General features: G+C 60.4%; 20 protein-coding genes, 1 pseudogene and 1 riboswitch. Of the genes and pseudogenes, 11 read left to right on the forward strand and 10 right to left on the reverse strand.

What is annotated here, in order from left to right; translation table 11 throughout:
* Positions 1 to 23 precede the first annotated feature (23 nt).
* The 6 genes from minC (at position 24) to gcvP (ending at position 7,761) form a co-directional block, all read left to right on the forward strand.
* The gene (gene minC, locus V3390_RS09995; RefSeq protein ID WP_331689846.1) at positions 24 to 794 is read left to right on the forward strand and encodes a septum site-determining protein MinC; all 771 of its coding nucleotides are present in this window, start codon (positions 24 to 26) and stop codon (positions 792 to 794) included.
* Positions 795 to 845: 51 nt separating this feature from the next.
* A complete protein-coding gene (minD, locus tag V3390_RS10000; protein WP_331689845.1) occupies positions 846 to 1,655 on the forward strand; it encodes a septum site-determining protein MinD in 810 nt (269 codons plus the stop codon).
* Positions 1,656 to 1,658: 3 nt separating this feature from the next.
* Positions 1,659 to 1,910: a cell division topological specificity factor MinE gene (gene minE, locus V3390_RS10005; RefSeq protein ID WP_331689844.1), complete on the forward strand. Its 252-nt coding sequence runs from the start codon at positions 1,659 to 1,661 to the stop codon at positions 1,908 to 1,910.
* A 66-nt stretch (positions 1,911 to 1,976) separates the two neighbouring features.
* Positions 1,977 to 2,456 carry a hypothetical protein gene (locus V3390_RS10010; protein ID WP_331689843.1) on the forward strand — a complete coding sequence of 160 codons (480 nt, stop codon included), beginning with the start codon at positions 1,977 to 1,979 and terminating at the stop codon, positions 2,454 to 2,456.
* 69 nt (positions 2,457 to 2,525) lie between these two features.
* Positions 2,526 to 4,583: a M2 family metallopeptidase gene (locus tag V3390_RS10015; protein WP_425493037.1), complete on the forward strand. Its 2,058-nt coding sequence runs from the start codon at positions 2,526 to 2,528 to the stop codon at positions 4,581 to 4,583.
* A gap of 183 nt (positions 4,584 to 4,766) precedes the next feature.
* Positions 4,767 to 4,876, forward strand: a riboswitch (glycine riboswitch).
* A gap of 44 nt (positions 4,877 to 4,920) precedes the next feature.
* On the forward strand, positions 4,921 to 7,761 hold the full coding sequence (gene gcvP / locus V3390_RS10020; protein WP_331689842.1) for an aminomethyl-transferring glycine dehydrogenase: 2,841 nt from the start codon (positions 4,921 to 4,923) through the stop codon (positions 7,759 to 7,761).
* A gap of 59 nt (positions 7,762 to 7,820) precedes the next feature.
* On the opposite strand, the gene V3390_RS10025 is transcribed toward gcvP, so the two are convergent.
* Together V3390_RS10025 and V3390_RS10030 are read right to left on the reverse strand one after the other, a co-directional pair.
* A complete protein-coding gene (locus tag V3390_RS10025; protein ID WP_331704306.1) occupies positions 7,821 to 8,909 on the reverse strand; it encodes a 2OG-Fe(II) oxygenase in 1,089 nt (362 codons plus the stop codon).
* Complete coding sequence (locus tag V3390_RS10030; protein ID WP_331704307.1) at positions 8,906 to 9,814, reverse strand: 2OG-Fe(II) oxygenase; 909 nt, start codon at positions 9,812 to 9,814, stop codon at positions 8,906 to 8,908. Before V3390_RS10030 ends, V3390_RS10025 begins: the two co-directional genes overlap by 4 nt.
* Before the next feature lie 74 nt (positions 9,815 to 9,888).
* Between V3390_RS10030 and V3390_RS10035 the strand changes: the two genes are divergently transcribed.
* Positions 9,889 to 10,566 (forward strand): glutathione S-transferase, encoded by a 678-nt coding sequence (locus V3390_RS10035; protein WP_331689839.1) that lies wholly within the window; start codon positions 9,889 to 9,891, stop codon positions 10,564 to 10,566.
* Here V3390_RS10035 and fabR read toward each other — a convergent pair.
* Positions 10,563 to 11,231: an HTH-type transcriptional repressor FabR gene (fabR, locus tag V3390_RS10040; RefSeq protein ID WP_331704355.1), complete on the reverse strand. Its 669-nt coding sequence runs from the start codon at positions 11,229 to 11,231 to the stop codon at positions 10,563 to 10,565. The genes V3390_RS10035 and fabR overlap by 4 nt on opposite strands.
* A 110-nt stretch (positions 11,232 to 11,341) precedes the next feature.
* Between fabR and V3390_RS10045 the strand changes: the two genes are divergently transcribed.
* A complete protein-coding gene (locus V3390_RS10045) occupies positions 11,342 to 12,466 on the forward strand; it encodes a ferredoxin reductase (RefSeq protein WP_331704308.1) in 1,125 nt (374 codons plus the stop codon).
* A gap of 3 nt (positions 12,467 to 12,469) precedes the next feature.
* A complete protein-coding gene (locus tag V3390_RS10050; RefSeq protein ID WP_331689837.1) occupies positions 12,470 to 13,612 on the forward strand; it encodes a fatty acid desaturase family protein in 1,143 nt (380 codons plus the stop codon).
* 61 nt (positions 13,613 to 13,673) lie between these two features.
* On the opposite strand, the gene ssb is transcribed toward V3390_RS10050, so the two are convergent.
* The gene (gene ssb, locus V3390_RS10055; RefSeq protein ID WP_331690416.1) at positions 13,674 to 14,162 is read right to left on the reverse strand and encodes a single-stranded DNA-binding protein; all 489 of its coding nucleotides are present in this window, start codon (positions 14,160 to 14,162) and stop codon (positions 13,674 to 13,676) included.
* 166 nt (positions 14,163 to 14,328) lie between these two features.
* Here ssb and V3390_RS10060 point away from each other — a divergent pair, with 166 nt between their 5' ends.
* Positions 14,329 to 15,324, forward strand: coding sequence for a polyprenyl synthetase family protein (locus tag V3390_RS10060; protein WP_331690415.1), 996 nt, complete (start codon positions 14,329 to 14,331; stop codon positions 15,322 to 15,324).
* Here V3390_RS10060 and V3390_RS10065 read toward each other — a convergent pair.
* From V3390_RS10065 to V3390_RS10085, 5 genes and pseudogenes are all read right to left on the reverse strand, one after another.
* Positions 15,321 to 16,313 carry an isoaspartyl peptidase/L-asparaginase family protein gene (locus tag V3390_RS10065; RefSeq protein WP_331704356.1) on the reverse strand — a complete coding sequence of 331 codons (993 nt, stop codon included), beginning with the start codon at positions 16,311 to 16,313 and terminating at the stop codon, positions 15,321 to 15,323. The two genes, V3390_RS10060 and V3390_RS10065, sit on opposite strands and share 4 nt — an antisense overlap.
* Positions 16,287 to 17,060, reverse strand: a pseudogene (locus V3390_RS10070) (dienelactone hydrolase family protein); the annotation flags it as partial. The gene V3390_RS10065 and the pseudogene V3390_RS10070, both read right to left, overlap by 27 nt.
* Before the next feature lie 50 nt (positions 17,061 to 17,110).
* Positions 17,111 to 18,538, reverse strand: a complete 1,428-nt coding sequence (gene murD, locus V3390_RS10075) for a UDP-N-acetylmuramoyl-L-alanine--D-glutamate ligase (RefSeq protein ID WP_331704309.1) — start codon at positions 18,536 to 18,538, stop codon at positions 17,111 to 17,113.
* Positions 18,538 to 19,923, reverse strand: coding sequence for a UDP-N-acetyl-alpha-D-muramoyl-L-alanyl-L-glutamate epimerase (gene murL, locus V3390_RS10080; RefSeq protein WP_331704310.1), 1,386 nt, complete (start codon positions 19,921 to 19,923; stop codon positions 18,538 to 18,540). The genes murD and murL overlap by 1 nt, the downstream gene beginning before the upstream one ends.
* Positions 19,920 to 22,514 carry a bifunctional aspartate kinase/diaminopimelate decarboxylase gene (locus V3390_RS10085; RefSeq protein ID WP_331704311.1) on the reverse strand — a complete coding sequence of 865 codons (2,595 nt, stop codon included), beginning with the start codon at positions 22,512 to 22,514 and terminating at the stop codon, positions 19,920 to 19,922. Before V3390_RS10085 ends, murL begins: the two co-directional genes overlap by 4 nt.
* 62 nt (positions 22,515 to 22,576) lie before the next feature.
* On the opposite strand from V3390_RS10085, the gene V3390_RS10090 reads away from it, so the two are divergent.
* Positions 22,577 to 23,497 (forward strand): PhzF family phenazine biosynthesis protein, encoded by a 921-nt coding sequence (locus V3390_RS10090; RefSeq protein WP_331704312.1) that lies wholly within the window; start codon positions 22,577 to 22,579, stop codon positions 23,495 to 23,497.
* A 13-nt stretch (positions 23,498 to 23,510) separates the two neighbouring features.
* Here V3390_RS10090 and V3390_RS10095 read toward each other — a convergent pair whose 3' ends face one another.
* Entirely contained in the window at positions 23,511 to 24,155 is a 645-nt protein-coding gene (locus V3390_RS10095; protein WP_331704313.1) for a glycine zipper 2TM domain-containing protein, read from the reverse strand.
* Between the last annotated feature and the right edge of the window lie 34 nt (positions 24,156 to 24,189).

Here is a 24,189-nt window from a genome sequence, read left to right on the forward strand (position 1 = left end):
GCCCCTTTCTCTTTAGATTCTCGATGTCCGCCACTCCTAATTACGAACTCGCCGGTGAACTGAAAATTGGTCAGGTCGGCATCGCCAACCTCCGCATCCAGACGCTTGATATCGCCAGGCTGCAGGCCGAGATGGACGATCGCGTCAAACGCGCGCCCAATCTGTTCGGTCACGCCGCCATCGTGCTGGATTTTGGCGCTCTGTCCGAAGTGCCCACGGTCGCTCAAGCGCAGCAGCTAATTGATGCATTGCGCGCTGCCGGCACCCTGCCGGTGGCTGTGGCTTACGGGTCCTCGGCCACCGAACAACTGGCCCGCGCCCTGAATCTCCCGATTCTGGCCAAATTTCGCGAATCCTTCGATCCGAGCCGCGCCGGCGGCGCTGCAACTGCGGCCTCGGCTCCGGTCCCGGCTGCTGCCCCCGCAGCGGCTGCCGCGCCGGCGCCCGCAGCACCTTCGAACGATCAACCGGGCCAGATCCACGCCACACCGATCCGCTCCGGACAGCAGATCTACGCGGCCGGTAAGGATCTCACCGTACTGACTTCGGTCGGTGCCGGCGCCGAAGTGATCAGCGACGGCTCCATCCATATCTACGGCCCATTGCGCGGCCGTGCCATTGCCGGAGCTCAAGGTAACGAAAATGCGCGCATTTTCTGCCGCGAGTTCGATGCGGAGCTGGTCTCCATTGCCGGCAACTACAAGGTACTCGAAGAGGTGCCGCAGGACATGCGCGGGCGGCCCGTCCAAATTTGGCTGCAGGACGGCCAGCTTAAGTTTGCGGTTATCGAATAAACTGCAAGCTGCAACCCATAACCATATCGCCAGAAGGCGGAGGACTTAGTTTTGACGGAAATTATCGTAGTGACATCGGGCAAGGGCGGCGTCGGCAAGACTACGTCCAGCGCCAGCATCGCCACCGGCCTTGCTCGCCGCGGCCACAAAGTTGCAGTCATTGACTTCGACGTCGGCTTGCGCAATCTCGACCTGATCATGGGCTGCGAACGCCGCGTCGTGTATGACTTCGTCAACGTCGTCAACAAGGAAGCCGGTCTCAAGCAGGCGCTGATCAAAGACAAACGCTACGACAACCTCTATATCCTGGCGGCTTCGCAGACGCGCGATAAGGATGCGCTGTCGCAAGATGGCGTGGAACGCGTCCTCAACGAGATCAAGGCCGAAGGCTTTGATTACATCGTTTGCGATTCGCCGGCCGGTATCGAAAAGGGCGCAACGCTCGCCATGTACTTCGCCGACCAGGCGGTAGTCGTGGTCAATCCCGAAGTGTCCTCGGTCCGAGACTCCGATCGCGTACTGGGCCTGTTGGCATCCAAGACGCGTAAGGCCGAACAGGGCGAACGCATGAAGGAGCACCTGTTGCTGACGCGCTACTCGCCTTCGCGCGTGGCCGCCGGTGAAATGCTGAGCATCGCCGACGTCGAGGAAATCCTTGGCCTCAAGGCTATTGGTGTGATCCCCGAATCGCAGGATGTGCTGTCTGCCTCCAACAGCGGCGAACCGGTCATCACCAACACCGCTTCGGATGCCGCGCAGGCGTATGACGATGCCGTCGCCCGCATTCTGGGTGAACAGCGTCCGATGCGCTTTACGCAAGCCGAGAAAAAGGGCTTCTTCACCAAGCTGTTCGGAGGATAAGCCATGGGCATGTTCGATTTTCTGAAACGGGACCGCAGCACCGCCGAGACGGCCAAGAACCGCCTGCAAGTGCTGATTGCGCAGTCGCGCCAGTCCGCCAACGAGCCCGACTATTTGCCGATCCTGCGCCAGGAACTGCTGGCAGTGATCAAGAAATACGTCAAGGGCGTTGATGACGGTGCGGTCAACGTGGCCATGCAAAAAGACGGTTCGCTCGACGTCCTCGACATCCGCGTCGACTTGCCGGAATCCTAAGCATCCCAGCTGGCTCAGTCACGGGCGCGGCTCATTACGGACCGCGCCCGTTTTCTTTTGTTCCTCATGATTTCAGTTCGCGACATTGATCTTGAACAGGCACGGCAACTGCTGGCCCGCTACGGTCTGCAGCTGGAGTCCGTGGCCGAAGGCCAAGCCATCCCGGGCAGCTACTGGGGTGATGCCGAAGCCGGGCTCATCGGCACCCGCGTTTACGCGCGCGCTGACACACCGGTGCATTCGATACTGCACGAAGCGTGTCATCTCATCGTGCTGCCCGATGACGAAGCACGTGCGGCCGTGCACACCAATGCCACCGATTCGGTCGAAGAAGAAAATGCAGTCTGTGTTCTGCAGATCCTGCTAGCCGAACAGTTGGATGGCGTCACACGCGATGCCGCACTCACCGATATGGACGCCTGGGGCTACACGTTCCGGCTCGGAAGCGCCAAGGCCTACTTTGAATCCGATGCCGATGACAGCTGGCAATGGCTGCAGGATCGCGGGCTAGTCAGTCGCGATCGGAGTCTCATTCTGCCGACCTAATCGCAGTGCAACATAACGCGAATGCGCTAAAGTGGAGCGAGATCTTCCTAATACCAAGGTGTTTGCTCCGTGAAATGGTCCCGCACGATGTTGGCTACGGCCCTCTCCACTGCTCTTCTGTCTGTCGGCCTGGCCGGCTGCGAACGCGTCCAGTCTGCAGACGAAAAAACGGCTGCCGGCGCCGCCATCGCCGAAACCGCGCCTGAAGGCGAAACCGCCGATCAGTTCGTCGCACGTCTCGATAAGGAAATGCGCGAGATTTATCTCGAACAGAATTACGCGCAATGGACGGCTTCGACCAACATCAACGGCGATACCGAGTTTCTTGCAGCCAAGGCCAATGAGCGTGGCTTACTGCAGTTGAACCGCTGGATTGAACAGGCCAAAAAATACGAAGGCCAGAACCTCAAGCCTGAGACCGCCCGCGCGCTCAAGCTGCTCAAGCTGATGACCTCCATGCCGGCGCCTAAGGATCCGGCCAAGGTTTCCGAGCTGACCAAAATCGTTGCCAAGCTCGAAGGCGCTTACGGTGCCGGCAAGTACTGCAAGGACGGCGACACCACCAACTGCCGTGAACTGGGCGATCTCGAAGACGTACTGCGCAGCAATCGCAATTACGACGAGCAGCTCGATGCCATGAACGGCTGGTACGCGACGTCCGTGCCTTCGAAAAAGGATTACACGCGCTTTGTCGAACTGGTGAACGAGGGCGCCAAGGAAATGGGCTTTGCCGACGCCGGTGAAATGTGGCGTTCGGGTTATGACATGCCCGCCAACGAAGTCGGTCCCGAAGTGGATCGTCTGTGGGCACAGCTCAAGCCGATGTACGAACAGCTGCACTGCTACGTCGGTGCCAAGCTCGATGAAAAATACGGCAAGGACAAGGGTCACACAGCAGGCGGGATGCTGCCTGCACATCTCACCGGCAACATGTGGCAACAGGACTGGGGTAACTTGTGGGATATCGCTGCGCCCTATCCCAATGCCTCGCCGCTGGATATCAATGGCGCGCTCAAAGCGATCGAAGACCGCAACATTGCGGACGCTTTGGTCAAAGCCGGCGGTTCCGCACCGGATTCGCAGAACGACGCCTTCCAGGCCGGCAAGCTGACCACCGCCAAGCAAATGTTCGAACGTGCGGAGAATTTCTACACCTCGCTGGGTCAGCCCAAATTGCCTGCATCATTCTGGGAAAAAACGCAGTTCATCAAGCCGCGTGATCGCGATGTGGTTTGCCACGCCAGCGCCTGGGATCTCGACATGAAGGGCGACGTGCGCATCAAGATGTGCACCAAGGCCAACGAGGAAGACTTCACCACTATCTATCACGAGCTGGGTCACATCTATTACGACCTGAACTACAACCCGCAACCGGCCTACTTCCAGAACGGCGCCAACGATGGCTTCCACGAGGCCATTGGCGACACCATGGTTCTGGCCATGACGCCCAAGTACCTGAACTCGATCGGCTTGGTCGGCGCACAAACCGAATCGCAGGAGTCGCTGATCAATTCGCAAATGCGTATGGCATTGGCCAAGGTCGCCTTCGTGCCGTTCGGACTGATGATCGACAAGTGGCGCTGGGGCGTGTTCGATGGCTCGATCAAGCCCGCCGAATACAACAGCGCCTGGTGGAAGCTGAAGGCCGAATATCAGGGTGTCGCGCCGGTTGCTGCACGTGGCGAGGAGTTCTTCGACGCGGGTGCCAAGTACCACGTGCCGGCCAACACACCGTACCTGCGCTACTTCATGGCACATGTGCTGCAGTTCCAGTTTTACAAGGCCATGTGTGATGCCTCGGGCTACACCGGCCCGCTGAATGAGTGCTCGTTCTACGGCAACGCAGCTGCAGGCCAAAAGCTCACGACCATGCTGTCGCGCGGCGCCTCGCAACCGTGGCAACAGACGCTCAAGGAGATGACCGGCAGCGAGAAGCTCGATGCAGCCCCAATGGTCGAGTACTTCAAGCCGCTGAACGATTGGCTGAAGACTCAGAATGCGGGTCGCAGCTGCGGCTGGACGGCTGCGGGCACCGGCGCTCCGGCAGCACCTGCACCGGCGGCCGCTCCGGCGGCTCCAGCCGCGACACCGGCGCCGCAAGAGCCGGCCAAACCGGCCAATACCTGATCCGGCACCGGGCCCCGCACTGCGGGGCCCGGTTCTTTTAGGGCACCGCTGCCGGGACGGCCTTTGGCCGTCGTATAATTACGAAATCCCGCGGCAAATGGGAGAAGCGAGCACCGGCCCCGCCGACCGTTCGCTGCCAAAGGCGCAACCGCCCGTAATCGCTCAGGCCAATGACCGTCTGCCGCGCACAACTCTGGAGAGATCGCGTCCCGAACGCGGCGCCGAAGGGGCAAGAGTCCGTCACCGTCAGGTACTGACTTCAAACTCTCAGGCAAAAGGACAGAGGGCCCGTCATGGCAATTGCCGTGGCTGGTCCTTTGCACCCTGAGAGCCGAGCATGACCCAGCCTACCCTGCGCGAACTTGAAAACCAAGGCGCGTTTATCGACCGTCACATTGGACCTAATGACCAGGAAATCGGGCAGATGCTCGAGACGCTGGGCTTCTCCACGCTCGAGGAAATGACCGACGCCATTGTGCCCGGCAAGATCAAGTCGACTGCAGGCCTTGAGCTGCCTTCGTCAATGACCGAGGTCGATGCGATTGCCAAGATCCGCACCGTCGCCGATCGCAACAAGGTCTACCGTTCGTTTATCGGTCAAGGTTATTACGGCACGCACACGCCCAACGTCATTCTGCGCAACGTGCTCGAAAATCCCGCGTGGTACACGGCCTACACGCCCTACCAGGCCGAAATTTCGCAAGGCCGCCTTGAGGCGCTGATCAACTTCCAGACCATGTGCGCCGACCTGACGGGCATGGAGATCGCTAACGCCTCGCTGCTTGACGAAGGCACTGCCGCCGCCGAGGCCATGACCCTTGCGGCCCGCTCCAGTAAGAGCAAGAGCGAACGCTTCTTTGTCAGCCGCAATCTGCATCCGCAGACGATCGAAGTCATCCGCACCCGTGCCGAACCGCTCCACATCGAGCTGATCATCGGTGACGATGCCGATGCCGCTACGGCCGATGTGTTCGGCGCCATCTTCCAGTATCCCGATACCAACGGTGTCATCAACGATTACCGTGCCGTCACCGAAGCCCTGCACGCCAAGGGCGCGTTGGTGATCGCCGCCGTCGATCTGCTGGCACTGACCGTGATCGAAGCGCCGGGCGCTTGGGGCGCCGACATCGCCGTCGGTAATACCCAACGCTTTGGTGTGCCGTTTGGCTTTGGTGGTCCGCACGCCGGTTTTATGGCCTGCCGTGATGCCTACAAACGCTCGATGCCGGGTCGCCTGATCGGCGCCTCGATCGATGCCGAAGGCAAGCCCGCCTACCGCCTCACCCTGCAAACCCGCGAGCAACACATCCGCCGCGAGAAGGCCACATCCAATATCTGCACGGCTCAAGTGCTGCTGGCCGTGATGGCCGCCATGTACGCCGTCTATCACGGCCCCGATGGTCTGCGTCGCATCGCGCAACGCACGCACCGTTATGCCGTTCTGCTGGCCACTGCTCTGCGCGCCAAGGGCCTGCAGGTCACCGACAGCTACTTTGACACGATCGTCGTTGCCGGTGCCGATGAGTCGGCGCTGCGTTCTGCTGCAGATCAGGCCGGTATCAATCTGCGCCATTTCGGCGACGGTCGCATCGGTATTGCTCTTGATGAAACGGCAAACCGCACTGACATCGAAGCGCTGGCCGCATTGTTCGGCGCGCAAGTCGCTGACTTTGATGCAGATGTCGCCGACGCCATTCCGGCCTTCGCCGTGCGCAAGACCGAGTATCTGACGCACCCGGTGTTCAACACGCATCACAGTGAACACGAACTGCTGCGTTACCTGCGCTCGCTGGCCGACAAGGATCTCGCCATGGATCGCACCATGATCCCGCTGGGTTCATGCACCATGAAGCTCAACGCCACGGCCGAAATGATCCCGATCACCTGGCCCGAGTTCGCCAATATCCATCCGCTGGCACCTGCATCGCAAGCACAGGGCTACAAGGAACTGATCGAGACGCTCGAAGCCATGCTGGTCGAGATCACCGGTTACGATGCCGTGTCGCTGCAGCCCAACTCCGGCGCCCAGGGCGAGTATGCCGGCCTGCTCGCCATTCGTGCCTACCATCGTTCGCGTGGCGATGATCAGCGCGACATCTGTCTGATCCCGGATTCGGCGCACGGTACCAACCCTGCATCGGCCAACCTGTGCGGCATGAAGGTTGTGGTGACCAAGACCGATGCCAACGGCAACGTGGACGTCGAAGACATTCGCGCCAACGCCGAGAAATACAGCGACCGTCTGGCCGCCATCATGATCACCTACCCGTCCACGCACGGCGTGTTCGAAGAAGACATCGTCGAAATCTGCGAGATCATCCACTCGCATGGCGGTCAGGTGTACACCGACGGTGCCAATATGAATGCGCTGGTCGGCTTGGCCAAGCCCGGCAAGTGGGGTTCGGACGTGTCCCACCTGAATTTGCACAAGACCTTCTGCATCCCGCACGGCGGCGGCGGCCCCGGTGTCGGTCCGTGCGCCGTCAAGTCGCACCTGGCCCCGTTCCTGCCGCGTACCTTTGATTCCGAAGGCACCGTCGGCATGGTTTCGTCCGCGTCGTTCGGTTCGGCTTCAATCCTGCCGATCAGCTGGATGTACATCACGCTGATGGGTTCCGAAGGCCTGCGCCGCGCCACCCAAGTTGCACTGCTTAACGCCAACTACATCGCCAAGCGCCTGGCACCGCATTACAAGACGCTCTACACGGGCCGTAACGGACTGGTCGCGCACGAATGCATCCTGGATCTGCGCGCGCTTAAAGACAGCTCCGGTGTCCAGGCCGAAGACGTGGCCAAGCGCCTGATCGACTTCGGCTTCCATGCGCCGACCTTGTCGTTCCCGGTGGCCAACACGCTGATGGTCGAACCGACCGAATCGGAATCGCTGCACGAACTGGATCGCTTTATTGATGCGATGATCCAGATCCGCGACGAAATCCGCATGATCGAAAACGGTGAACTGCCGCGTGATGACAATCCGCTCATCAACGCTCCGCACACTGCCACCATGATGGTTGGCGAGTGGTCGCACAGCTACTCTCGCGAGCTGGCGGTGTTCCCGCTCGAGTCGCTCAAGCGTCAGAAGTACTGGTCGCCGGTGGCTCGCGTCGACAACGTCTACGGCGACAAGAACATCATGTGTTCCTGCCTGCCGCTCTCGGCCTACACCGATCAGTGATCTAAGTGCGGCTGTAGCCACCAACAAAAAACCCGGCCATTACGCCGGGTTTTTTGTATTTACTGTTTGGGATCCGATGGCTTGTCCGTTTTTGGCAGGGCCTTCTTGCGGACTCGCTTAGTGGCTGCTTTCTTGGCCACCGGCTTACTGTTCACCGGCTTGCTGTTCACCGGCTTACTCTCGACCGGAGTGCTGCCCGACGGGTCGCTTGCCTGTATCGCGGTCGGGCCATGGCGCTCCAGACCTAACTGTCCCCAAGGTGTGGGATTCTCCCGAAGCCACTTGGATGCGATCCATTTTTCCCCGGCGATGACCGGCGAACCGCCGTGGAAAGCGAGTTCATCGTTACGCCCGTCCTCGTCCGTATAGGCAAAATAGACCGCCGAGCCCTTTTGCGGAAAGACCTCAAGACCGGCATGCGGGAAGATGGTACTGCCGCCGGACTCAACGTCATTGAGATACATGACCAGCGTTGCGACGCGATTGCCGCCATTCTGAAAATGCACGGCCTCGCCGTTGATGTCGGCACTAAAGAAATCCTGATGCGGCTGGTACTCCGCACCGACGCCGTAGCGCATGATCTGCAGACTCTCACCATGTTCAACCGGCACACCAGTGATCTTCGCGATGCGGTCCTCGATACGACGGCACAAGGCATCCTGATAGACCTCGAGAATCAGATTCTCGCTGGTCCGCCGGTCATCCAGAAAATCTCCGCCGGTCTTGCGATCCACCACTAAGGCGCGCGTCAGCCGATTCTCGGCCAGGGCGATCAGATCATCGCATTCGCCATCGGTGAGGAAATGATCGAGCACCACCACATAAGGACGCGTACTGCGAAACGAAATGCGAGCGGCACCGTGATCGGCGTCGATGGTGTTACGGCCCGGATCGATGACCAGCGGCGCGCAAACCGCAAAGGGTTGCTTGCGACGCTCAATGCTCTGCTGCTCCGCATAATGATCAAAGCTGTCCAGGCGATCCCGCAGCTGATTGGTCTTACGGTAGGCCAGATCCGTCAGTTCACTCACTTGCTGATCGCTATAGCCCTGATCAAGCAGCAGCTGTTCGACAACTTGGCGCGGCTGGCCTTCCTCGTAGCGGTCAAACAGCCACTGGGCCAGATCGCGGTACAACTCAATACTCATTCTGCATCCGAAAAATAAGGTTTGGTGCGCAACCACTTGGATGCAATCCACTTTTCACCGCGGACCACCGGCGCGCCGCCATGGAACGAGAGATTATCGCATTCGCCATTGCTGGTCGTATATGCAAAATACACGGCGCAGCCCTTATGGGGCCGAATGGCCAGGCCTGCATCGGGGAATACGGTGGCGCCGCCGGCCGGCGCATCGTTGAGATACATCACCAGGGTCGCAACGCGCTGACCGCCCGTATCCGACCGCCGCCGCATAAACGCCCCGTCCGGATCAAAGAAATCGAAATGCGGCCGGTATTCCGCGCCTTCGCTGTATCGCATGACCTGAATGCCCTCACCGTGCGTGGTGGGCAAACCGGTCAGGCGCTCAATGCGCTCCTCGATACGAACCAGCAAGGGATGCTCACCGCGCTGAAATGTGGCGTAATCGCTGGTGCGTCGGTCATCAATAACTGCATTACCCGTCTCACGATGCACGACTTCTGCCCGCCGAAGTTCGCTGTGCCCCAAAGCCATCAGCGCATCGCATTCGGCATCGGACAGAAAATTACCGAGAAGCACGACATGCGGCCGTTCCACGCTGGCCAGAATGCGCACCGGGCCACCATCGTGCGTAAGCGACAGCAGTGAATTGTCATCAGGCAGTTCGAGTGCCGCCATGGAGGCAAACAGAGGTACGTCCTGCTCCGTCTCATGGGCTATGTCGTGATCGAACTGAGCCAGCGCCGCATACAGAGCCTTGGTATTGCGGTACGCGAAATCACACAGTGACTGCACCTGCACGCGATCGTACCCGTGATCCTGCAGATTCCGACGCACCTGCTTTTCGGGGGTCCCCTCTTCGACTCGCTCAATCAGCCATTGCGCGAGATCCCGATTGATGTTGACGGCCACCGCGTTGTCCTCCTTGCTCCTGCGCACAGTGTAGGCGATGATCGGCTTTGAATTCTGAGCACAGGTTCATGCACATGGCCTATACCCTGCACATCTCCAACTGCAATTATTCGTCCTGGTCGCTGCGCGCCTGGGTGTTAATGCGAACTCTGGAAATCCGGTTTACCGAGCGCCAGCATTTTTACGGCACCGATAACCGTTCACAATTTCTCACATTCTCACCATCGGCCCTGGTGCCCTGCCTGCAAGATGGCGACACCACCGTCTGGGAATCGGCCGCAATCGCCGAATATCTGTTCGAGGCGCACCCTGCAATCTGGCCCTTAGACCGCAAGGCCCGTGCCTTTGCGCGCAGTGCCGCATCCGAGATGCACGCAGGGTTTAATGCATTGCGTTCAATCTGCAACATGAATTGCGGGATCCGCGTAGAGCTACCGGAGCACGATGCCGCACTGCAACGCGATCTGGACCGATTGCGCCAATTATTTGAGCAAGGTATCGCGGAGTATCGCGGCCCTTACTTGGCCGGTTCGCGGTTCACTGCCGCCGATGCCTTTTACTGTCCGGTCGCGTTTCGCATGCAGACTTACGGCATTTCTTTGGGTCCAACCGCCGACGGCTACATGAGTCGCTTGCGGGAGTTGCCGGCAATGGCTGAGTGGTATCAGCGCGCTCTGAAAGAAACGCAGCGTTCCGAACCGCACGAACAATCCATTGCAGGACGCATCACCGCAGACTTGCGCGCCGCTTAGTTGGCCTCTGTCGCCACAGAATGCGGTGGCAGCTTAGTGCCCAGAGTGCGGGCTCCCACCAGAATCATGCGCACCATTGTCGCCAACTGATCGACCAGCTCGGCATCGCGCTCCGGCGGCAAATCTACCGCCATCGCACCAACGGCAAAGGCCAGACGTGTAATCGCTTTAGCTGCTAAGGCCGGATCGCGCAGGGCCACTCCATCGGCCGCGGCAAAGCGAATCAGATCGACCTGCAGTTCGTCTTCAAAAAAGGTCAGCTCACGATCGACAGCGCGCTTGAATGCATCCGAGCCTACCGTGCCTTCGCGCAGTAATACATGCAGAAGACGGTCGTCGGCGCGGACCTGTTCCATAAACACTTCGACGGAGTTGCGGATCACGCCGTTGCTTAAAGTAGCGCGCCGGCGTGCGGCACCGACAATACGGCGCAGGGACTGGCCCGCCAAATCGATTAGCGCGACAGCCAGGTCGTCAACATCACGAAAGTGGCGGTAAAAGCTGTTCGGCGCAATCCCGGCTTCGCGGGCCACCTCGCGCAAGCTCAGACTCGAGACGCTCCGATGGGGCCCAATGAGCCGCAGAGCGGCTGCTAGCAAATCCTCCCGCGAGATGGTGGCTTTACGGCCGACCGCCGAATGCTCAGCCTCGGGCAGGTTTGCGATGAGGGTTGGATTGGTCAATTGGGCGGGCTCATGCGGCATCCTGAATAGCATAACGATTTTATAATATACACGTGTATAGACATTTGTATGTTTATCTGTATATTGACGCTATGTCTGCCGTCCCCAGCGCCACTCTGCCCCCCGTCGTCGACTCCTTGAACTCCGTACTGCGACGGGTTGTCGCTCCGATTGCACCGCCTGGAGCCGTAGATTACTGGCTTTCCCGCTTGAATCCCCGCTGGTCACGTCTGCGCCCCCGTGCCCGCGTCGTCGCACGACGCCGGGAATCCTCCGATGCCGTCACCCTGATCTTGCGCCCGCCAATTGCCTGGTCGGGGTTCGAGCCGGGTCAGCACGTGAATATCGGCGTCGAGTTGGACGGGGCACGCCATACGCGCAGCTACAGCCTGACCGATATTCCAAAACGCGACGGCTTGATTTCGATCACGGTTAAATCGGTCGAAGGCGGTTCCGTCAGCCACCATCTCTGTCACGATCTGCAAACAGGCGAGTATCTGGACATTGGCCCGGCATTCGGCGATCTGCGCTTGCCTTCGACGGCTGCACCTTCCCTGCTGATGGCTGCCGGCAGTGGCATCACCCCGATGATCTCGTTGATCCGTGCTCAGGCGGCGTCAGGAATGCCTTCGCCACTGACGCTGCTGTACTGGGCGCGACATCGCGACCGTTTGTGTTTTACCGCGGAGCTGCGGGCACTGGCTGAGCAATTTCCTCAGTTTTCTGTGCGTTTTGCCCTAACCGGCGATGCGCCGGAGCATCCCGATGAGTCGGCCGGCCGTTTAAGCCCCACCACGTTGCCTTCGCTGCTGTCCGACCGGACAAAGCAACATGTGCTGGCTTGCGGACCCTTTGAGTTCGTGGCGACGGCTCGTGATGCCACTGCCGCTATGGCGCTGAGTTTTGCCGCCGAGGCCTTCAGTCCGCCACCGATTTCCACCGATGCGGACACGGAGCACGGCACCGTGGACATCACGCTGACGCGCTCGGGCCGCACAGTAACGATTCCGCGCGGCCAATTGCTCCTTGATGCGCTCGAAGCTGCAGGCATTCGTCCCGCCTCGGGCTGCCGCATCGGCATCTGTAATACCTGCGCCTGCGGCAAGCAGAGCGGCACCACTCGCAGTCTCCATGCCTCAGAGCCGGAGCACGAGCCTACTATCGCGCTCAAGTTGTGCGTCAACCGCGCAATCAACGACCTTGTTCTGGAACTGTAATCCGTGACCGCTACTCCTCACGTTTCGCCGCGCAGTCGTGCGCTTTCTGCAACCGAACTGGATCAGTTCGGCGCTGAGCTCGATGCGCTGCGTCTGCGCACGCTGGCAGATCTCGGCGCCGACGATGCCCGCTATATTCGTTCCATACTTGCCGCTGTGCGCTGGACCGGCCTACTCGGCCGCCTGGTTCTGATGATCGGTGCCATTGCCGGCTCGACCGTAGCGCCGGCCATGCTGTGGCCCCTGTGCATCAGCGGCACGCTGATTCTGGCGCTCTCCAAGATTCTGGAAAACATGGAGCTCGGCCACAACGTCATGCACGGTCAGTACGACTGGATGGGCGATCCGCATCTGCAAGGTCAGACCTACGAGTGGGATATCGCCGGCACCAGCGACAACTGGCGTCAGACCCACAACCATCACCATCACACCTGGACCAACGTACGTGGCATGGATGCCGACATCGGCTACGGCCTACTGCGGCTGTTCCCGGAGCAGCGCTGGACACCGTATTACCTCATTCAACCCGTGGTGGCCGTAATTTTTGCAGCGCTGTTCGAATGGGGTATCGCCCTGCAGAACGTACGGATCGGTCGCTGGTTCAAGGGTCGCATCAGTGCGCTGCAGCTATGGCAGGTGTTTCGTCCGGTAGGCCGCAAGATGGGCAAACAGGCACTGCGCGACTACGTGTTCTTTCCGCTGTTGGCCGGCCCCTTCTTTCTGCCGGTGCTGCTCGGCAATGTCGTGGCCAATATCCTGCGTAATCTCTGGACCTACACCGTCATCTTTTGCGGTCACTTTACGGCCGATGCCGAAACCTTCTCGCGTGAATCGGTCCGCGGCGAAAGTCGTGGTGCGTGGTACCGCCGCCAACTGCTCGGCTCCTCGAATATCCGCGGTAGCCGCTGGCTCGATTTGCTTACCGGCAATCTGAGCCATCAGATTGAGCACCATTTTTATCCCGATGTACCGGCCAACCGCTACGCCGCCATGGCTGTCGAAGTGCGGGCCATCTGCCGGCGCTACGGGCAGCATTACAATACCGGTTCGATGGGTCGCCAATGCGCCCAAGTCTCCTGGCGCATCCTGCGCTATGCCTTGCCGAACGGAGTCAGGCTGCGGCGCCTAGCCGTACGCAAAGCCTGAAATACAAAAGGCCCGCAGATGTTGCGGGCCTTTGTCTGATTCGATGCCTGTCGGCTGAAAATCAGAACGGAATGTCGTCGTCACCGAAGTCTTTGAAATCGGCTGCGGCTGCAGGTGCCGGAGTCGCCTCAGGCTTTTTCTGATAACCGCCTTGCGACGCGTCACGGCGCGGAGCAAAACCGCCGCTGCTGCCGGCATTGTCGCCACGGCCATCGCCACGGCCACCTAGCATCTGCATTTCATCGCCAATGATATCGGTGGTGTACCGCTCGATACCGTCCTGGCCCGTGTACTTGTCGTAGCGGATGGAGCCCTCGACATACACTTGCGAACCCTTTTTCAGATACTCGCCGGCGATTTCGCCCAGCTTGCCGAAAAAGGTCACGCGGTGCCATTCAGTGCGTTCCTGGGTATTGCCGTCGCGGTCTTTGCGGACCGACGTAGTGGCCAGACTGACCTTGGCGATGGCCATGCCGCCTTGGGTGTATTTGACTTCCGGGTCATTGCCGACATTGCCGACCAGAATGACCTTGTTAATGCCACGTGCCATTGTGAATTCCTGTAATTTCCGACGCCGACAAGCTCGGCGTTCTCAGTTGATTATAAGCGCCAGTTCGCAGGTATCGGGAATGACCGCGACACCTTTGAGCGAAGCCCCCGCCGTTGGGCGACGGTTGGGGCCTTCGAACAACTATAATTAGCGTTTGTCGCACGGAATGAAACTGAACATGACGCCCAACACGCTCGACTTGCCCGCCATTCAAGCGCTCGCCAAGCCGGACATGGACGCCGTTGACCAGCTGATCCGCAGCCGACTGGCATCGGACGTGGTGCTGATTAATCAGGTCGCCGAATACATCATCTCGGCCGGTGGCAAGCGCCTGCGCCCTATGTTGCTCCTGCTCGCCGCTGCGGCCCGGGGCCATCGCGGTGCGGACGCCCACCAGCTGGCCGCCGTGGTGGAGTTCATCCACACCTCCACGCTGTTGCACGATGACGTGGTCGACGAGTCCGATCTGCGTCGCGGTCGTCGCACCGCCAACGCGGTTTGGGGCAATGCCACGAGCGTGCTGGTCGGCGACTTCCTGTACTCGCGTTCGTTCCAGCTGATGGTCGAGCTCGACCGCATGCCGATCATGCAGGTCCTGGCCGACACCACCAACCGCATCGCCGAGGGTGAGGTGCTGCAGCTGCTGCACGTCCACAACCCCGATACCGACGAACCCGCCTATTTGCGCGTCATTGAGCGCAAGACGGCCGTTCTGTTTGCTGCCGCTACTCGCCTAGGCGCGTACCTGGCCGGTGCGGACGAGGTCATTCAGCAGCGCTTCTTTGACTACGGCATGGCGCTGGGCTATGCGTTCCAGATTGCTGATGACGTGCTCGACTATGCCTCGGATGCGGAAACGCTCGGCAAGAACCTGGGTGACGATCTGGCCGAAGGCAAGGCCACGCTGCCACTGATCCACGCGATCCGACACAGCGATGCCGCCACTGCGCAATCCTTGCGCAAGGCACTGGAAACCGGTGACAAACAAGCGATGCCCGCCGTGCTCGAAGCGATTCGTGCCTGCGGCAGCCTGGACTACAGCGAACAGCAAGCACAGCACTATGCGCAACAGGCAAAGGAGGCGCTAGCCGGCCTGCCGGAGAACGACTATCTGGCCGCTCTGCGCGGACTGGCCGACTATGCCGTCGCGCGTCGCAATTAATCCTTAAAAATAGCGGTCCCACGCGAACCGTCGGTTGCAATCCAACCGCGGTACATGCCCGACGTGTTGAACGGCATGATCAGATTACCGGCCGCATCCAGACCGATCACACCGCCATTGCCGCCGGCGGCAGGGATCTCTTCGTTAATGACGTAGTCCGAGGCGGCACGCAACGAATCGCCACGGTATTCCACGCGTTTGCAGATGTCGTGCGCGACGGCATTGCGAATAAAGAACTCGCCCCAGCCGGTTGCGGAGATGCCGCAGTTGGCATCGGCCCACGTGCCGGCGCCGATGATCGGCGAGTCGCCCACGCGGCCCCACTTTTTGTTGGTCATGCCACCGGTGCTGGTGGCAGCGGCAATGTGACCTGCAGCATCTAACGCCACGGCGCCGACGGTGCCGAAATACGCCGCTTTACTTTTCACGCCGGTCTGCAGTTGCTGCTGCGCCTTGAGCAAGGCTTTGCGACGGGACTCGGTATCAAAGTACGAGTTCGGCACACGCGCGATGTCAGGTTGCGCATCCGCAAAATGTTCGGCGCCATCACCCATCAGCATGACGTGCTCGCTACGCTCCATCACTGCGCGCGCAAGATTGATCGGGTTGCGGATCGTCACCACGCCCGCCACGGCACCCGCGCGGCCCGTGTGGCCTTCCATTAGCGATGCATCCAGCTCGTGCTTGCCCGCGGCGTTAAACACCGCGCCCTTGCCTGCATTGAACAGCGGATTATCCTCGAGCACATTGATGGCCGCGTTGACCGCATCGACTGCATTGCCGCCCGTGGACAGCACTCGATTACCGGCCGTCAGCGCGGCGTCCAGGCCTGCTCTGATCGCGGCCTGATCTGCAGCCGTCATGGCCTTGCGGTCCATCACGCCCGCACCACCGTGAATCACCAGTGCGGTGCGCCCCTGGTTCGTCATTCCGCTCGACGAGTCTGACGGCACCTGCGCCCGGAACCGCTCCTGCAGAAAGCCCCACATGATGCGCTCTGCACGCGCCGCGGCCAGCGGGTGATATTTGCAGCCTTCGCGATTGGCATGCGGCAGTGCAAAGCAATGCACGGCGCCCGCGAGATTCACGAACATCCAGTCGGCCTTGGCCTTGCGCATTTCATCCTGGAAGGGTGCAACGTCAGCGGCAGTGCCCTTGTCTTCGGCACCGTTCAACACCAGCACGCCGGCTTTGATTGCATTGTCTGCAGCCGGCATTGACGTACCTAAGCCGCCATGAAAACTGACCACTGCATTCAGCGCAGCGCCGCTACGAGCCAGCTCCAGCACACTGGTGCCGCCAAAGCAGTAACCGATCGCAGCGACGGCTCGGTCATCGACCTTGGCCTTCGACTGGGACTTGAGCATTGCCAGCGCCGAATTGATTCGACGACGCAGCTCCGGCAAGTCTTTATACAGACCGGTTACCTGCGCCTTTGCCTCGTCGCTGTTCTTTGGCCGCACGCCCTTGCCGTACATATCGGTCAGCAGTAGTACATGACCGCTACCTGCGATCTGCTTGGCCTTGGCGATGTTGTCGCCATTGATGCCTAGCCAGTCCGGCACCATCAGCAGGCCCGGCCGCGCCGTGCTGACCGCATCGTCATACACCAGCTGATGCTCGAAGACCTTGCCGTCAACCTTGGTTTCCAGCGGCACGACCTGCACCGTAGCCAGGGCATACGAACTCACCAACAGGCCCAGAGCGGCAACAACGACACGAACAACGGTTTTCATAGAAAGTTTCCTGATATCCGGACGAACTTAAGAACGGGTTCCGCTGCCGCTTACGCGATGCCGAGCCCCTGAATACTGCTGATGCGGTCGGGATCAAATCCGGCCAGCTGCGCGAAGTGTTTGCCGCGCTCCACATAGTCCCGATACGCATCAAAACTTGGCGCACCCGGCGACATCAGCACCACACCGCCACCGGCTTGCACAACGGCCTGCTCAGCAATTGCGAAGGCTTGTGCCAGATCCTTAGCGCGATCGAGCTTGACGCCCTGCGCAATGCACGAGGCCTCAATCTCATCGGCAATTTGCGGACCTTTTTGACCCATCGTCACAATCTGTGCCGGCTGCGCCTGCCCCTGCTCAATAGCTAGCGCAAAACCGGACCAGTCCAGGCCGCGATCATGACCACCGACAATTACAGCTACGGGTACATCGGGATAGCACGAGAGCGCAGCCAGAGTCGCGTGCGGCGTGGTCGCAATTGAATCGTTGACGTAGCGTATGCCGTTGCGAGTGCCCATGGTTTGCAGGCGATTGGGCAAGGGCATGAATGTCGCTGCGTGCTGCGCCAGCGGCTCGGCTGCGATGCCTAAGGCCTCGATGGCCGTGAGCGCCGCACACAGATTGCCGCGATTGTGACGGCCCGGCAACGGCAAGTCCTTGGTATCCATGACCTGCCGGTCGCCCTTGAACAACATGTCGTCGCGCAGATGCCATCCGTGCGGATTGCCGTACTGCACAACACGGGAGTCCGGCAGCTTCAGCGCGGTCAGTCGCACGTCGGCCGCGTTGATCACGGCCACATGCGGCGCTGCTTGCGTCAGCAAGGTGAGCTTATCGGCCACGTATTGCGCCTCGCCGCCGTGCCAGTCCAGATGCTCGGGGAACACGTTGACCACTACCGCAACGGCCGGATGTGCGCCACTGTTGGCCAGATCACGCGTTTGGTAACTCGACAGCTCAATCACGCGGTATTGCACCGTGGCGTCGTTAGGCACAGCCAGCAAGGGCATACCGATATTGCCGGCCAGCAAGGTGCGATAACCGCCGCAGCGAAGCAAATGCGCCGTTAGTGCGCTGGTCGTGGACTTGCCTTTGGTACCGGTCACGCAAATCGTGTTGGCCAGTACATCGCCCTGCGCTCGCGCCGCGCGTGCCCACAAGTACGTACCGCCGACAAAGCGGGTACCGACCTGAATTGCCGACTGCACGGCCGGTTGATTCGGGCTGATACCCGGCGACTTGATGACCCAGTTCCAAGCCGAGAAATCCGTGTTCGGAACAAACGCACTGACCTGCACTAGCGGGTCGGACAACTCAGCAGCGACAGCTTCTAGCTCCGCCGGTGTGACGAACAGCTGCAGTGACCGCTGGGGTTCCCGCGCCCGGATCCAGGCATAGGCCGCACGGCCTTCGTGCCCCCAGCCCCACAGGGCGATGCGATCGTCAGCGCTCCAGGGCATGGCGGCAGTGCCGGTCATTAGGCTCGATCCCAATAGGCAAACAGGGCGTCGGCCACTGCCGGAGGGATCCGGTGCGCATCGTCACTACGATGCAGCAGGCTGGAGACGCGCAGATCCTCGCCGCTCAGTTGCGGGCGAATTTCGCGGGCGAACCGTTGGACGATGGCATCGTGCTGCCACTCCGGGCGCTCCGTCAGCGCGGTCATGGCGGCGCGCGATTCCTTGCCCTCGCCTACGCATTCAAAGGGTTTGTGGTCACGGTATTCGAGCAAGGCATCGAAGCCGGCGGTTTGCGATTCGTCATCGAGCAAGTTGCGACCGAAGATGCTGACCAGGCGCGGTTTGGACATAAACGGTGCCAAGGCCAGAAACACAAAGTGACACTTCGGACAGGCGCCGCACCAGCGGTTGACCGGTCGCTCGCCGAGAATATGGAAGTTGCGGTTACAGCTCGAGAAATGCGCATCGTAATGATCGGTGCGCGTGAACTGCCTGGCGACCGCGAGCTCGCTCAGAGGACGCAGCAACGAGTAGTACGACAGATCGGCCGCAATCCGATCCTGCACATACGCCGCGAAGGCATCCTCAAAGGCCCAACCCTTGGACCACTGGTGATTGACCTCGCCGGTTCCCTCGATGAGGCTACCGTAGCTCGACGATCTCTCGTTCGAAAACACGACCTGATCGTAGCCAAGCACAATCGCCGCCAAGGTCATGATGGCGGAGTTGATGGCCGTCACCGGAATGTGACCGTTCCAGGCTCCCTCGCGGTTGATTTCAAACAGCAGTGGCGAGATGGCGCGACCAAGGTTCAAGGTCGGCAGGCCGGTGCGTTCGGCGCAGGCACGAATCAGCTGCGAACCGCCGATCCAGGTCACCGTCTGATCCACGCCAATGTTGCGCAGAGATTCGATGGAGACCAGCGAATCCTTACCGCCACCGATTGCAACGAGTGCGTGATGACGCAGACCCAGCGATTGCGCCGACACTTCGGACGTGACACCGACCGGGAATTGAATTTCGCCGCGCAGTTCCAGTCCATTGCGATAGGCAAATTCGCCAAGACCGTTTTCGTAAACCATGGTCAGGAAATCTGCCGTGAGACGATCGATGGCCTCACCCTCGATCACAATCGTCTTGGGCACTGCTGCCTTGTAGTAGCTGACGCCCGCAATCAGATGCAGCAGACGCAACGCGGCAGCGATGGCCTGCTCGCGTTCTGCATCGAGCGTAAACGGTGCGCCGGGCACGGTAACCACCTCGACGAATTCGGGACTGTCGTCAAAGCGATAGCCCAGTTCGGCAATGCCGGTCTGCGCATCGAAACTGCAACGCGAAAAAACAAAGGTGCCGACGGCGTCGCGGTCAAAGCGCCAGTCGGCGCCGGTAGCTTGTGTATTCATTTGGTTTCAATGCATAGTTCGCGCGGCAAATCGCGCAGATTGTAATGGTTGGCCATGACCATGCCGTAAGCGCCGGTGTCGGCAATCAGCAGGACATCGCCCTCGGAAGTTGCAGCCGGCATCAGTCGGTCGTGACCGAGCACATCGCCGCTTTCGCAGATTGGACCGACGATGTCCGTCAACTGCAGCTGCGTATCGTGCAAGCGCGACAGATTAAAAATGCCGTGATAGGCGTCATACAGAGAAGGCCGCAGCAGCGCATTCATGCCGGCATTGGCACCGATACGCAGGACGCCATCCTTTTCAATGATCTGCGTCACCTGAGTCAGCAGCACACCGGACTCGGCCACCAGATAGCGGCCCGGCTCGATCGCAACTCGCAGGCCGGGATAATTGCGGCGGATTTCACTGAGACCGTGTGCATAGGCCTGCAGGTCGAATGGCTTGCCATCGGGCGTATACGGAATGGACATGCCGCCACCGATATCAATGGTGGAGATGCTACCGCTAAGCTCAGCTAAACCGGCCAGCGAGGCAAACACCTGACGCCAGTGATCGGGATTATCAATGCCGCTACCCAGATGCGCATGCAGACCGGTCACTGTGACCTGATGGCGACGCGCGAGCTGCAGGAAGGCCTCGAACTTGGCCAACGGCAGGCCGAACTTGGCTTCGGCGCCACCGGTCTTGACCTTGTCGTGATGGCCTTCGCCATGACCCAAGTCGACACGCAACCAGACCGACTGACCGCGAAACACATCGGGCCAACGTTCCAGAATTTCGAGGCTGTCAATCGTGACGGTTACGCCCTGCGCTAATGCCTCGATGTATTCACTGCGAGGTGCGAACGACGGCGTAAACAGGATTTGCTGCGGTGTCAGTTGCGGGACATGCTGACGTACGTGACGCAACTCGGCCAGCGACACGCACTCCAGACCAAAGCCCTCTTCGACCAGGGCATTGAGCAACTGCGGATGCGGATTGGCCTTGATGGCAAAGTAGCGCGCATCGACACTGGCAATCTCGGCAAGATTGCGCGCCCGTGCGCGAACCGTTGCCACATCGTAGACATAGGCAGGCGTGCCCTCTGCTGCGATCTGCAGCAATTGTTCGACTTGCTGCTCCCACCAGCGCGGATGCGGCTCGACCCTACCCTCTTTGAGTTCACGCCATGACGGGCCGAAAGCCTGCCGATTCAGCACCGGCATTGCACCTGACTTGATCAGGCTGGCATGAATCGCAGGGATGAGTCCCTCGACGTCTTCCTCGTCAATGACAAATGTCAGGTTCAGGTCGTTTGACGACTGCGAAATCAGGTGCACGCGTTCCTTACCGAACGTCGCCCAGATATCGGAGAGTTTGTGCAGCAGCGAACGCATGCCGCGACCGACCAGCGTCACTGCAGCGCAAGGTGCGATCACCTTGACGATGCAGACCTTGGACAGATCTGCCGACAGCTTGGACAGCACATCGGAATTCATCAGATTGTCCGACGGATCGAGACTGACCGTCACGTTGGTTTCTGACGAACCGATCAGGTCGATGGACAGACCGTGCTGGCGGAAAATAGCGAAAATATCGGCCAGAAACCCGACCTGTTGCCACATGCCGATGGATTCCATCGACACCAGGACGATGCCCTTGCGCGCCGAGATGGCTTTGACACCTTGCACCGGATCGGCTTGCGCATCAATGCGCGTGCCAGGCAAATCGGGGTTCTCGGTATCCAGAATGCGAATCGGCACGCCGGCATCACGGCAGGGCGCAATGGAACGCGGATGCAGCACTTTGGCACCGGTCGTCGCGATTTCCTGCGCCTCACCGTAACGCAGGCGCGACAGAATACGGGCGTCGGGGACTTCGCGCGGATTGGCGGTAAACATGCCGGGCACGTCGGTCCAGATCTCGACCGCTTGCGCCTGCAGCAAGGCACCGAAGTACGCAGCTGACGTATCGCTGCCACCACGACCGAGGATGGCCGTACCGCCTTCGGGATGGGCTGCAATAAAACCTTGCGTAATCAGAATGGAGGTCGGTTGCTGTGCAAACGATTCCCGGAATTCGGGTTTTCCCACCGCTTGGCAATTGACCGAAAGGCGCGAAGACCATGCCGACTGATTGGGCAACTGCAGTGCTGTCAGCCAGTTGCGTGCATCGCACCAGCCGATATCCACACCTTGTGAGCGCAGGTAGGCGGCACCCAGCGTTGATGACAGCAACTCACCTTGTGCGAGCACCTCGGCCTGCCAATCCAATGCGAGACTTGCGCGCCGCGGATCGGATGCCAATGCACGCAAGGATGCGAGCCGCTCAGTCAGCACCGTATCCACATCGAGCCCCAACTCGGCGCCAAACTCACGATGCCGCTGTTCGAGTTGCTCGATGCGAGTCTCGACGGCATCGCCTGCAGCAATCGCCTGCAGTTCATTGGTCACACCCGACAGGGCCGATACCACGATGAGTACCCGACCGCCTTCGCCCTGGGATTGCGCTCGTTGCACCGCTAGCTTGCCGATGGTGTCCCAGCGATGGCGACGGGACACGGAGGTGCCCCCGAACTTCAGGACGATCCACTGTTGTGCGCGTGTCACCGATGATTCCCGGACGGATAAGGATAAACTTCCATTCTAACCAATCCACCGGAGACCGCTCGATGGCCCGCTTTGATTTTGTGCAGATGGATGTATTCAGCCGCGAACCCGGCATGGGCAACGCGCTGGCCGTCGTGCTGCGTGGCCACACCCTGTCGGATCGCGCCATGCAATCGCTAGCCCGCTGGATGCGCCTGCCGGAAACCACCTTCACCGGTCCGGCCGATGACACCGGTAAAGCACCGGCCTCGTGCTATGCCATCCGCATGTTCGCACCCGACAAGGAGGTTCCGTTTGCGGGCCATCCGAGTGTCGGTACCGCCGCGGCGCTACTCGACGCGGACCTGTTGACCCCGGACGCCGATGGCCTCGTCTGGCAACAGGGACTGGCGGGCTTGCTGCCTTTGCGTGTCGAGCATCTGCAAGACCCCAATCAACGTGTGATTTCGCTACGCAATCCGCCGGCCAATGAGATCGAAGGCGGCGCGGTCACCCACCGCGATCAGCTCACGGCCGCTACCACGGGCTTAGCCCCGGGCGCGATTGCACCTGTATTGGCCGAAGGCGGTCGCCGTTGGTGGCTGGTACAGGCCGCTAGCGAAGCGGCCTTGCGCCAATGGTCGCCCGCATGGGATGGCATCGGCGAGTTGGCCGTTGCCAGCGGCAGCATGGGTATTTGTGCGTTCGCCTTTGCCGACGATGCCGATTCCGGCTACCAGGTGGTGACGCGGGCCCTCGTTGGCCATCCGCAACCTTTCGAAGATGCGGCTAGCGGCGCGGCCAATGCCATCCTTGCGAGCATTCTGTTCCGACACGCAGCCGAGCATCTGCCGGCCACCGGATATATCGTCAGCCAAGGGCGGGAAATCGGTTACGACGCGCAGCTCTATTTGAGCCCGGGCGCGGACGGCGCGATCTGGTCCGGCGGACAGACGCGCACGGCAATCCGCGGCTCCATTGACTGGGATGCCGCGGCGCCCTGAGTTGCCTTAGATCCTAGTAACGGCTGCTGGCACCGTTGACATTGACGGTGATCGAGTCACCGACCCGGAACGACTGCGTGGTGCGCAGCGTACCGTACTGGTTTCCGATGCGGTATTGCACATCGTAGGCATTGTATTGACGCGAATCGTTCGTCGGCAGCGGCTCGCATACGGTGGTGGTGCCTTGCGGTCCCGTTGCGTTTCGGTAGATTCGCTGACCGGCCATAGTGCCGATGGATGAGCCAACCGAGCTGGCGATCACACTGCCCATACCACCGCCAATCTTGCTGCCGATCACACCACCGACGATGCCGCCAACGATGCTGGACATCACGTTGCCCGCAGTAGAACCACGCTGCACCGGTTCCGTACGATAGGTACCTGGACGGTTGTAGTCGTCATCGGGATACGCCGGTTCTATTGTGTACTGTCCCGTGCGCTGGTTGTAGCAGCGGCGCTGGCCGGATCGGGTTGAAATATCGGCATCAAACACCGGATCGACGCGCGTCACAGTGCCGGTCAGAGTCGACAAAGCCGTCGGCGAACCCGGGTACGGCGGGTTGGAGTTATAGGTGCCCGTCTGCTGCGCCAAGGCCGGAGCGGCCATGCACAAGGTTAAAGCCATCGTGGCCCACAGCGGTTTGCGCGAAATGCTCATTGTCGGATCCTGTCGAATTCCGGCCATTCCGGAT

It is taken from the genome of Aquilutibacter rugosus, assembly GCF_036541335.1.
In the GTDB taxonomy this organism is placed as follows: domain Bacteria; phylum Pseudomonadota; class Gammaproteobacteria; order Xanthomonadales; family Xanthomonadaceae; genus Aquilutibacter; species Aquilutibacter rugosus.